The sequence below is a fragment of the Streptomyces sp. NPDC058375 genome, from assembly GCF_042723425.1.
GTDB lineage: Bacteria > Actinomycetota > Actinomycetes > Streptomycetales > Streptomycetaceae > Streptomyces > Streptomyces durocortorensis.
Map to the genome: position 1 here is coordinate 1 of NZ_JBHXJG010000225.1, position 11881 is coordinate 11881.

Genomic DNA, 11881 nt, shown 5'->3' on the forward strand with positions numbered 1-11881 from the left:
GGTGACATCCGGACGCCCCGATGACGCCGAACGGCCCGGTGGCCCCCGGCCGTTCGCGAGGGGGTCACCGGGCCGTTCGGGCGGGATGCCTCACCCGTGCCAGGACCGCCACAGCGACGCGTACGCGCCGTCCGCCGCCACCAGCTCGTCGTGGCTGCCCAGTTCGCTGATCCGGCCGTCCTCCACGACCGCGATCACATCCGCGTCGTGCGCGGTGTGCAGCCGGTGCGCGATCGCCACCACCGTACGGCCCTCCAGCACCCGGGCCAGCGAACGCTCCAGATGGCGGGCGGCCCGCGAGTCCAGCAGGGAGGTCGCCTCGTCCAGCACCAGCGTGTGCGGATCGGCCAGCACGAGACGGGCCAAGGCGATCTGCTGCGCCTGCGCCGGGGTCAGCGTGAACCCGCCCGAGCCGACCTCGGTGTCCAGCCCCTTCTCCAGGGCCTTCGCCCAGCCGTCCGCGTCGACCGCGGCCAGCGAGGCCCACAGCTCCGCGTCCTTCGCCCCGTCACGGGCCAGCCGGAGGTTGTCCCGGAGCGAACCGACGAAGACGTGGTGCTCCTGGTTGACCAGGGCCACCTGCTCGCGGACCCGCTCCGCCGTCATCCGCGAAAGCTCCGCCCCGCCGAGCGTCACCTCACCGGTGCGCGGCGCGTAGATCCCCGCCAGCAACCGCCCCAGCGTGGACTTGCCCGCGCCGGACGGGCCGACCAGCGCGAGCCGGGTGCCCGGAGCCACGTCGAGCGACACCTTGTGCAGGACGTCGACGCCTTCCCGGTACCCGAAGCGGACGTCGTCCGCCCGTACGTCCCGGCCCACCGGGCCCACCCCGGCATCGCCCGCGTCCGGCTCGATCTCCCGGACGCCGACCAGCCGGGCCAGCGACACCTGGGCCACCTGGAGCTCGTCGTACCAGCGCAGGATCAGACCGATCGGGTCGACCATCATCTGGGCCAGCAGTGCGCCCGTCGTCAGCTGCCCGACCGTGATCCAGCCCTCCAGCACGAACCAGCCGCCGAGCAGCAGGACCGCGCCGAGGATCGTCACGTACGTCGCGTTGATGACGGGGAACAACACCGAGCGCAGGAACAGCGTGTACCGTTCCCACGCCGTCCATTCGGTGATCCGCCGGTCCGACAGCGCCACCCGGCGGCCGCCGAGGCGGTGCGCCTCCACGGTCCGCCCGGCGTCCACGGTCTCCGCGAGCATCGCGGCGACGGCGGCGTAACCGGCGGCCTCCGAGCGGTACGCGGAGGGGGCCCGGCGGAAGTACCAGCGGCAGCCCACGATCAGCACCGGCAGCGCGATCAGCACGGCCAGCGCCAGCGGGGGAGCGGTCACGGCCATCGCGCCGATCAGCAGACCGGCCCACACGATGCCGATCGCCAGCTGCGGCACGGCCTCGCGCATCGCGTTCGCCAGCCGGTCGATGTCCGTGGTGATCCGGGACAGCAGATCGCCCGTCCCGGCCCGCTCCAGCACCCCTGGCGGCAGCCCGACGGACCGGACGAGGAAGTCCTCCCGCAGGTCCGCGAGCATCTCCTCGCCCAGCATCGCCCCGCGCAGCCGCATGGAGCGGGTGAACACGACCTGGATGACCAGCGCGACCGCGAAGATCGCGGCCGTACGCTCCAGATGCAGGTCGGTGTCGCCGGCGGACAGGTCCTCGACCAGCCCGCCCAGCAGATACGGTCCGGTGATCGAGGCGATCACCGCCACCGCGTTGACCGCGATCAGGACGGTGAACGCCCTGCGGTGCCGACGCAGCAGACTCCGTACGTAACTCCGCACGGTCGTCGGCGTGCCCACGGGCAGCGTCGTCGCCGACTCCGGTGCCGCGGGGTCGTACGCCGGGGGTGCGACGCCGATCATGCCCTCTCCTCGACTTCCTGGACGCTCTTCAAAGCGGGTTCCTGGGCGCTCTTCATGGCGGGGACGGACGCGATGTCCGCCGCCGCCTCCTCCTCGTCGGTCTCCCGGGTGACGACCGCCCGGTAGCGCGGTTCGGTGCGGAGCAGCTCGCGGTGGTTCCCCACGGCGACCACAGCGCCCTCGTGGACGAGCACCACCCGGTCGGCGGCGTCGAGCAGCAGCGGCGACGAGGCGAACGCCACCGTCGTACGTCCCCGGCGCAGTTCCGCGATCCCGGCGGCGACCCGCGCCTCGGTGTGCGAGTCGACCGCGGAGGTCGGCTCGTCCAGCACCAGTGCCTCCGGGTCGGTGACCAGCGACCGGGCGAGTGCGAGGCGCTGGCGCTGGCCGCCGGACAGGGACCGGCCCCGCTCGGTGATCCGGGTCCGCATCGGGTCGCCGTCGTTGTCGGCGGACGCCTGCGCGAGGGCGCTCAGCACGTCACCGCACTGGGCCGCCTCCAGCGCCGCGTCCGCGGTGACCAGGCCCGAGGACGGTACGTCGAGCAGCTCCCGGAGCGTGCCGGACAGCAGCACCGGGTCCTTGTCCTGGACCAGCACCGCGGCCCGTGCGGCGTCCAGGGGGATCTCGTCCAGGGCGACCCCGCCGAGCAGCACCGACGGGATCGCGGCATCCGCTTCCCCGGGCTCCCCGGACTCCGCGTGCCCGCCGAGCCGTTCGGCCAGCCGGCCCGCCTCGTCCGGGTCGCCGCAGACGACGGCCGTGAACCGCCCCCGCGGGGCCATCAGTCCGGTCGCCGGGTCGTACAGGTCACCGGTCGGCGTCACACCTTCGACGGTGGCGTCCCGCGAGCTGCGGTGCAGCGACAGCACTCGCACCGCACGCTGTGCGGAGGGCCGTGAGAAGGAGTACGCCATCGCGATCTCCTCGAAGTGACGCAAGGGGAACAGCATCAGGGTCGCCGCGCTGTAGACGGTGACGAGCTGGCCGACGTCGATGCGGCCGTCCCGGGCGAGCGTCGCCCCGTACCAGACCAGGGAGATCAGCAGGATGCCCGGCAGCAGCACCTGCACGGCCGAAATCAGCGCCCACATCCGGGCCGAGCGCACGGCCGCCCGGCGGACCTCCTGGGAGGCGCGGCGGTAGCGGCCGAGGAACAGCTCCTCGCCGCCGATGCCGCGCAGCACTCGCAGTCCGGCGACGGTGTCCGAGGCCAGCTCGGTGGCCTTGCCCGCCTTCTCGCGCTGCTCGTCGGCGCGGCGGGTGGCGCGCGGCAGCAACGGCAGCACGGCCAGGGCGAGCACCGGCATGGCGAGCGCCACCATCAGGCCGAGGGACGGGAGGTAGATCGCCAGGCCGACGCAGATCAGCACGAGGGCGGTGGCCGCGGCGGCGAAGCGGGAGAGCGCCTCGACGAACCAGCCGATCTTCTCCACGTCTCCGGTCGACACGGCCACGACCTCACCGGCCGCGACCCGGCGGGTCAGCGCGGAACCCAGCTCGGCGGTCTTGCGAGCGAGCAGCTGCTGGACCCGCGCGGCGGCGGTGATCCAGTTGGTCACCGCGGTCCGGTGGAGCATGGTGTCGCCGACGGCGATCAGCACACCGAGGGCCACGATGAGGCCGCCCGCGAGCGCGAGCCGCCCCCCGGAGCGGTCGATGACGGCCTGGACGGCGAGCCCCACGGTGACCGGCAGACCGGCGATGGCCAGCTGGTGCAGCAGCCCCCAGGAGAGTGACTTCAGCTGCCCCGCGAGCTGATTGCGCCCGAGCCAGAACAGGAAGCGGGGGCCCGAACGGACATCGGGGTCGCCGGGATCCGAATACGGAAGGTCGCGAATCTGCATGACGTCCCAGGGCTCGTGAAACGGAGATCCGGACGGACCTCGAAGAACGGGGTGACGTGCAAGGCTCCCTGTTCGTCCCGTTCCGGGGCAACCGGTTTTCCTCCGGCCCTCCGCCGCCCTGCGGGGTTCCGGGCCGGGCAGGCCCGGAACCCCGGGAACGTCACTCCGCGGGCTTCTCGGAGTCCATGCCGGGCCGGGCCTTCTTCCACTCGCCCCGGGTGAAGTCCGGGATCGGCAGCGGCGCGCCCTTGGCCTTGATGGAGAGGTGGCTCAGCGGCACGGGGGCCGTCCAGGTCGCCGCGTCGTACACGTCGAAGTCGGGGACCAGCCCGAGCCGCATGCACTGCATCAGCCGGAAGACCATCATGTAGTCCATGCCGCCGTGCCCGCCCGGCGGATTGGCGTGCTCCTTCCAGAGCCAGTGGTCCCACTCGGCGTACTTCTTGAAGTCGTCCCACTGGTGGTCCGTGTTCGTGGGCTCCAGGTAGATGCGCTCCGGGTAGTCCTCGAACACGCCCCGCGTACCGCCGAGGCTGTTGATACGGGAGTAGGGGTGCGGGGACGACACGTCGTGCTCCAGGCGGATCACCCGCCCCTTGGCCGTCTGGACGAGGCTGATCGTCCGGTCGGCCCCGATGTACGACTCCTTCCAGCTAGGGTCGCCGGGCGGCATGTGCTCCTCGCGGTACGCGGCGAGGCCGAGGGCGGGCGTGCCGATGCTCGTGATGCTCACGGCCCGGTCGCCCCGGTTGACGTCCATGTAGTTGGCGACGGGACCGAAGCCGTGGTTGGGGTAGAGGTCACCGCGCAGCCGGGTGTGCCACAGCCGCCGCCACGGGCCCTCGTAGTAGTCGGGGTCGAACATCAGCTCGCGCAGATCGTGGTTGTAGGCCCCCGCGCCGTGCTGCAGTTCGCCGAAGAGACCGGCGTGCGCCATGCGCAGCACCCGCATCTCGTTCTTGCCGTAACAACAGTTCTCCAGCTGCATGCAGTGCCGCCGGGTGCGCTCGGAGAGGTCGACGAGCTGCCAGAGCTCCTCCAGCCGCATCGCGATCGGGCATTCCACGCCGACGTGCTTGCCGTTCAGCATCGCCGCCTTCGCCATGGGGAAGTGCAGCTCCCACGGCGTCACCACGTAGACGAAGTCGATGTCCCCGCGCTTGCAGAGGTTCTCGTAGTCGTGCTCGTCCTTGGCGTAGATCGCCGGGGCGGGCTGACCGGCGGCCGTCACCTTCTTGGCGGCCTTCTCCGCCTTGTCCCGGACCGTGTCGCAGACCGCCTTGACCTGGACGCCCGGGACGGCGAGGAAGAGATCGATCATGCTGTCGCCGCGGTTGCCGAGGCCGATGATGCCGACCCGGACCGTGGAGCGCCGCTCGAAGGGCACGCCCGCCATGGTGCGGCCCTGCCGGGCGGGAGCGGTGGCGACTGCCTCCGCGGCGGCGACGGCTTCGGGGGCACTCGCCCCGGCCGCCGACGCGGTTCCGCCGCCCAGTGCGCCGAGGCCGATCCCGGCACCGGCCACGCCCGCCGTGGTCCACAGCACCGAACGGCGGCTGGGATCCTGCCGCTTCGCCTCGTCGGCGGTGCCGCTGTGCGGGGGTATGTCCTGCGGTTCCGGTGCGGGCCGGGCGTCGTCGTTCATCGAGCCTCCAGGTGGGGTTTGGGGGTTCAGACGGTGCGCGAGCACGCCCGGTCCCGCCGTACGGATACGGGCGGCGGGACCGGGGCTCGGTAAGGACCCTGGAGGGTGAGGCTGATGGTGCGCAAGGGAAGTATTTGGACTCTTGTCCTCAAACCTTGGACTTTTCTCACGGCACGCCGAAGCCCCGACTGGTGCAACCAATCGGGGCCGCGAAACGCTCATCTGTGCAGGCCGGCGGGGGTGTTGGCGCCCGCCGTCACCGACTCATGGGAGAGTCGGCCGGGTGGCGTGTTCCAGTTCGATCAGCGCCGAGCGGTACGGGTGCCCGGTGGCGCGTTCCATGCCGATCTCGCACATCCGGTTCGCCGACAGGTAGGCGTCGTAGGGGCGGCGGTCGACCTCGGCGGCTTCCTTGGCCGTCGCCGAGTCGGTCAACTCCTTGTGGAGCATGCCCCGGTCGCCCGCGAACGCGCAGCATCCCGCGTCGTCCGGGACAACGACCTCCTCCGCGCAGGCCGCCGCCAGGGCGCGCAACTGGCCGACGTCACCCAGGTGTTCCATCGAACAGGTCGGATGCAGGACCGCAGAGCCGGCCGTCCGGAACACGGTCAGATGCGGCAGCAGCTCCTCGGCCGCCCACACCAGCGAGTCCACGACGGTCAGTTCGCGGTGCAGCGCCCGGTTGTCCTCGGTGAGGTAGGGCACCACCTCCTCGGCGATGCCGAGCGTGCACGAGGAGGCGTCCACGACCAGCGGCAGCGCCCCGCCCGCCGTCCAGCCCCATGCCGCCTCCACGATGCGGTTCGCCATGATCCTGTTGCCCGCGTCGTACCCCTTGGAGTGCCAGATCGTCGCGCAGCACGTCCCCGTGACGTCCTCGGGGATCCACACCGGCTTGCCGGCCCGCCCGGAGACGGCGACGACCGCCTCGGCCAGGGAGAGTCCGGGGCCGGCGTCGCCACCGTCCGACCCGGCGAAGATGCGGTTGACGCAGGCCGGGTAGTAGACCGCACTCGCCCCGACACGGGAGGTGGGCGGCGGCCGCCGGGCCGCCGCACCGGGGATCTGCGGCAGCCACTCCGGTACGAGATCGGGGCGCACGGCCTTGCGGGCGAGCCGCGTCACGGCCTGCAGCGGCCCGTCACCCACCCGGTCCCCGACCATGTCGGCCGCCGCCACGGCGAGCCGCGCCGAGGCCTCGACCGCGCGGAAGTTCTTCGCGGTGAGCGCGGCGACCCGCTCCTCGCGCGGGGTGTGCCTGCGGTGCCGGAAGCCCTTCATCATCGCCCCGGTGTCGATGCCGACCGGGCAGGCGAGTTTGCAGGTGGAATCCCCGGCACAGGTGTCCACGGCGTCGTATCCGTACGCGTCGAGGAGGCCGGACTCCACCGGTGAGCCGTCGCTCTGGCGCATCATCTCCCGGCGCAGCACGATCCGCTGGCGCGGAGTGGTCGTCAGATCCTCGCTGGGGCAGGTCGGTTCGCAGAAGCCGCACTCGATGCACGGGTCGGCGACCGCCTCCACCTTCGGAATGGTCTTCAGGCCCCGCAGATGGGCTCGCGGATCCCGGTCCAGGACGATGCGCGGGGCGAGCACCCCTGCGGGATCGATGACCTGCTTGGTCCGCCACATCAGCTCGGTGGCGCGCGGACCCCACTCCCGCTCGAGGAACGGCGCGATATTGCGTCCGGTGGCGTGTTCCGCCTTGAGCGACCCGTCGAACCGGTCCACCACCAGGGCGCAGAACTCCTGCATGAACGCGTCGTACCGGGCCACGTCGGCCGGTTTCGCCGCGTCGAACGCCAGCAGGAAATGCAGATTGCCGTGCGCGGCATGACCGGCTACGGCGGCGTCGAAGCCGTGGCGCGACTGGAGCTCCAGCAGAGCCTCGCAGGCGTCGGCCAGCCGGCCGGGCGGCACCGCGAAGTCCTCCGTGATCAGGGTGGTGCCCGAGGGCCGGGATCCGCCGACTGCCGTGACGAACGCCTTGCGGGCCTTCCAGTACCCGGCGATCGTCCCGGCGTCCCGGGTGAACGCGTTGGTCACGGACGCGGCCGGACGGACCGGATCCAGCTCGGCCACGACCGCGTCCGCCGCCCGCTCGAACGCCTCCTGGCCCGCCTCGTCGGCCGCCCGGAACTCCACCAGCAGCGCGGTCGTCTCCCGGGGCAGCGCCGCCCAGTCCGCCGGAACGCCCGGCACGCTCACCGAGGCGCGCAGGGTGTTGCCGTCCATCAGCTCCACCGCGATCGCCCCGGCCTCGTTGAACCGGGGCACGGCGGCCGCGGCGGCGGTGAGGGAGGGGAAGAACAGCAGGGCGCTGGAGATCCGCCGGTCCCGTGGCAGGGTGTCGAACACGACCTCGGAGATGAAGCCGAACGTGCCCTCGGAGCCGACCATCAGACCCCGCAGGATCTGCACCGGCGTCGCCCCGTCGAGGAAGGCGTCCAGGCGGTAACCGTTGGTGTTCTTGATCGTGTACTTGGCGCGGATCCGGGCGGTCAGCTCCTCGTCCGCCTCGATCTCCGCCTTCAGCTCCATCAGCCCCGCGCACAGCTCCGGCTCGGCGTGGGCCAGCTCCTCGTCGGCGGCCGGGTCGGCGGTGTCGACGACGGTGCCGCTCGGCAGGACGAAGGTGAGCGAGGCGAGCGTCCGGTAGGAGTTGCGGGTGGTGCCCGCTGTCATGCCCGAGGCGTTGTTGGCGACGACCCCGCCGATGGTGCAGGCGATGGCGCTGGCCGGGTCGGGGCCCAGCAGCCTGCCGTACCGGGCGAGGGTGACATTGGTGCGCATGACGGTGGTGCCCGGCAGGATCCGGGCCCGCGCCCCGTTGTCCAGCACCTCGACTCCGGTCCAGTGCCGGCGTACGTCGACGAGGATGTCCTCACCCTGCGCCTGGCCGTTGAGGCTGGTGCCGGCGGCCCGGAAGACCACGTCACGGCCCTTGCCGTGGGCGTACGACAGGATCGCGGAGACGTCGTCGAGGTCTTCGGGGACCAGCACGACCCGGGGGAGGAAGCGGTAGGGGCTGGCGTCGGAGGCGTACCGCACGAGATCGGAGATCTTCCAGAGCACCTTGTCCGCGCCGAGCAGGGCGATCAGCTCGGAGCGCAGGGGCTCGGGGGTGCCGCCCGCGCTGCGGTCGGTGACCCGGTCGGGGGCGGGTTCCCGGGCCGTTCCCGGACGCAGGGCTTCGGGATCGGGCTCCAGCAGCGGCATGTGTTCGGCCTTCCCCTCGGCGCGGCGCTCAGCGGTGGCATTCGGCAACGGCTTTCAGCGGTGTGGCTCAGCCGTGGCTCTCAGCAGTGGCGCTCCGGCATTCCGTCGACCAGAGCGGACAGCAGCCCGCCGAGCACCTCGCGCTGATCGGCGGTCAATGGAGCCAGGATCTCCTCTGCGGCGGCCCGGCGCGCGCTGCGCAGGGACCGCAGCGTGGCGCGCCCCTCGTCGGTGATCTCGATGCGGACCACCCGGCGGCTGTCGGGGTCCGGGGCGCGGCGCACCCGGCCGCTCGCCTCCAGGGCGTCGACCAGCGTCGTCACGGCGCGCGGGACGACGTCCAGCCGCCGGGCGAGATCCGCCATCCGGGGGGCCGCGTCGTAACTCGCGACCGTCCGCAACAGGCGGAACTGGGCCGGAGTGATGTCGATCGGATCCAGCTGGCGGCGCTGGATCCGGTGCAGCCGCCGGGTGAGTCGCAGCAGCTGCTCGGCGAGCATGCCGTCGCGGGAATCGCGGGAATCGCGGGAATCCGGGGAGTCGGAGGGGTCGGGGGAATCCGGGGAGTCGGAGGGGTCGGGGGAATCCGGGGCGTCCATGCGGGAACAATATCAGGACCTTGTTCATTGTGAGTATAGGTAACAATGAGCTAGGCTCTCACTGTGCGAGGCCGGGACTGCCCAGCCTCGCCTCACGCCCGACGAAGGAGCCCATGAAACCCGACGAACCCACGTGGACGCCCCCGCCCGATGCCCGCCCCGACGCCGACCGGCCGCCCGCCGAGGTGCGCCGCATCCTCCGGCTCTTCCGCCCCTACCGAGGCCGCCTGGCCGTCGTCGGCCTGCTGGTCGGCGCATCCTCCCTGTTCGGGGTCGCCTCCCCGTTCCTGCTGCGCGAGATCCTCGACACCGCCATCCCGCAGGGACGCACGGGCCTGCTGACCCTGCTGGCGCTCGGCATGATCCTCACCGCCGTGATGACCAGCGTCTTCGGCGTGCTCCAGACCCTCATCTCGACCACTGTCGGCCAGCGCGTCATGCATGACCTGCGTACCGCCGTCTACACCCAGCTCCAGCGGATGCCGCTCGCCTTCTTCACCCGGACCCGCACGGGCGAGGTCCAGTCCCGCATCGCCAACGACATCGGCGGCATGCAGGCGACCGTCACCTCCACCGCGACCTCGCTGGTCTCCAACCTCACGGCCGTCATCGCGACCGTCGTCGCCATGCTCGCCCTCGACTGGCGGCTCACCGTCGTCTCGCTGCTCCTGCTGCCGGTCTTCGTCGCGATCAGCCGCCGCGTCGGCCGGGAACGCAAGAGGATCACCACGCAGCGCCAGAAGCAGATGGCCGCGATGGCCGCCACGGTCACCGAGTCCCTCTCGGTCAGCGGCATCCTCCTCGGCCGCACGATGGGCCGCTCCGACTCCCTCACCCGGGGGTTCGCCGAGGAGTCCGAGCGTCTGGTCGACCTCGAAGTGCGCTCCAACATGGCCGGCCGCTGGCGGATGTCCACGATCGGCATCGTCATGGCCGCCATGCCCGCCGTCATCTACTGGGCGGCCGGACTCACCTTCGCGTCCGGAGCCGCCGCCGTCTCCATCGGCACGCTCGTCGCCTTCGTCACGCTCCAGCAGGGGCTGTTCCGCCCGGCGGTCAGCCTGCTCTCCACCGGCGTGCAGATGCAGACCTCCCTCGCCCTCTTCCAGCGCATCTTCGAATACCTCGACCTCACGGTGGACATCACCGAACCGGAGAATCCGGTCCGCCTGGAGAAGATCCGCGGCGAGATCGCCTTCGAGGGCGTCGACTTCAGCTACGACGAGAAGAACGGCCCGACGCTGACCGGCATCGACGTGACCGTCCCCGCGGGCACCGGCCTGGCGGTCGTCGGATCCACCGGTTCCGGCAAATCCACCCTCAGCTACCTGGTGCCCCGGCTGTACGACGTCACCGGCGGCCGGGTCACGCTCGACGGGACCGACGTCCGTGACCTGGACTTCGACACCCTCGCCCGGGCGGTCGGCGTCGTCTCCCAGGAGACCTACCTCTTCCACGCCTCCGTCGCCGACAACCTGCGTTTCGCCAAGCCGGAGGCCACCGACGAGGAGGTCGAGGCCGCGGCCCGCGCCGCGCAGATCCACGACCACATCGCCTCCCTGCCCGACGGCTACGACACGATGGTCGGTGAACGCGGCTACCGCTTCTCGGGCGGCGAGAAGCAGCGCCTCGCCATCGCCCGCACCATCCTGCGCGACCCTCCGGTGCTGATCCTCGACGAGGCGACCAGCGCGCTCGACACCCGTACGGAACAGGCCGTGCAGGAAGCGATCGACGCCCTGTCCGCCGGAAGGACCACGCTCACCATCGCGCACCGGCTCTCCACCGTCCGCGACGCGGACCAGATCGTCGTCCTGGAGGACGGCCGGGTCGCCGAGCGAGGTACGCACGAGGAACTGCTCGACCGCGACGGCCGCTACGCCGCTCTCATCCGCCGCGACTCCCACCCGGTCCCGGTGCCCGCCCCCTGACCGCCCTCGTCGGGGTCGGCCCTCGATCAGACCGCCCCTGACGTCACCGGAGTGGCGCGGATACGGCATGATCGCCGCGCATGAGAGCTCTCCTCGGGGTGGAACTCCCCGGCTACCGCACCGTCGACGCCGACACCTGGCTGAACGACCACGGTGATGTGCTGTCGCTGCACTTCTTCGACCTGCCGCCGGACCTGCCGGCCGCGCTGGACGACGGCCCGACCCTGCGCCACGGCCTGACCCACTTCACAGCACGAGCGGGCGGCGGACTCATCGAGGCCTCGGTGAAGCGGCTGGGCGAGCTGCCCGCCCTGCGACAGATACTCAAACTGCCGCTGCCGAACCAGCCCAACGGCCAGGCGTTCATCGGCAGCTTCACCGTGCCGCGCGCCGGTTGCAGCACCGTGGTGAAGATCCAGGCGGCCGAGCGCGGCATGACGGGCATGCGGGAAGCCGTGGTGATGGCCAAGACCGGTCCCGACCAGTATTTCCGGCCGCACCCCTACGCCCCCGAGGTCCAGGGCGGCCTGCCCTTTCACGTGGCGGACCACGTCCAGTGGGACGCGGAGTTCCCGGACCACCCGCTCACCCGGGTCCGCCGGACGCTCGACGTCCTCGCGGCGGCGGTGACGGTCGCCCCCGAGTTCACCGCACTGCCGCCCTTCACCGGACCGGCCGCGCCGAACGGCTGAGCCGGCCGGCTCCGGACGCGCCGGGCCGATCGGCCCCGTACATACGGCGGCGCCGCCGCTCCCGTGGGACGGGGAG

At 71.9% G+C, this 11881-nt stretch carries 7 protein-coding genes; 2 read left to right on the forward strand and 5 right to left on the reverse strand.

Annotated elements, in window-relative coordinates; genetic code table 11:
* Positions 1-90: 90 nt before the first annotated feature.
* From ACFWM7_RS27795 to ACFWM7_RS27815, 5 genes are all read right to left on the reverse strand, one after another.
* Positions 91-1872 carry an ABC transporter ATP-binding protein gene (locus ACFWM7_RS27795; protein WP_383265421.1) on the reverse strand — a complete coding sequence of 594 codons (1782 nt, stop codon included), beginning with the start codon at positions 1870-1872 and terminating at the stop codon, positions 91-93.
* A complete protein-coding gene (locus ACFWM7_RS27800; protein ID WP_383265424.1) occupies positions 1869-3719 on the reverse strand; it encodes an ABC transporter transmembrane domain-containing protein in 1851 nt (616 codons plus the stop codon). The genes ACFWM7_RS27795 and ACFWM7_RS27800 overlap by 4 nt, the downstream gene beginning before the upstream one ends.
* A 160-nt stretch (positions 3720-3879) precedes the next feature.
* Complete coding sequence (locus ACFWM7_RS27805) at positions 3880-5364, reverse strand: Gfo/Idh/MocA family protein (protein WP_383265427.1); 1485 nt, start codon at positions 5362-5364, stop codon at positions 3880-3882.
* A gap of 264 nt (positions 5365-5628) precedes the next feature.
* On the reverse strand, positions 5629-8583 hold the full coding sequence (locus ACFWM7_RS27810; RefSeq protein WP_383265429.1) for an FAD-binding and (Fe-S)-binding domain-containing protein: 2955 nt from the start codon (positions 8581-8583) through the stop codon (positions 5629-5631).
* Between the two features lie 80 nt (positions 8584-8663).
* Positions 8664-9182 (reverse strand): MarR family winged helix-turn-helix transcriptional regulator, encoded by a 519-nt coding sequence (locus tag ACFWM7_RS27815; RefSeq protein WP_383265432.1) that lies wholly within the window; start codon positions 9180-9182, stop codon positions 8664-8666.
* Between the two features lie 113 nt (positions 9183-9295).
* Between ACFWM7_RS27815 and ACFWM7_RS27820 the strand changes: the two genes are divergently transcribed.
* Both ACFWM7_RS27820 and ACFWM7_RS27825 read left to right on the forward strand, forming a co-directional pair.
* A complete protein-coding gene (locus tag ACFWM7_RS27820; RefSeq protein WP_383265435.1) occupies positions 9296-11113 on the forward strand; it encodes an ABC transporter ATP-binding protein in 1818 nt (605 codons plus the stop codon).
* Between the two features lie 80 nt (positions 11114-11193).
* Complete coding sequence (locus ACFWM7_RS27825; RefSeq protein WP_383265438.1) at positions 11194-11805, forward strand: hypothetical protein; 612 nt, start codon at positions 11194-11196, stop codon at positions 11803-11805.
* Positions 11806-11881 lie beyond the last annotated feature (76 nt).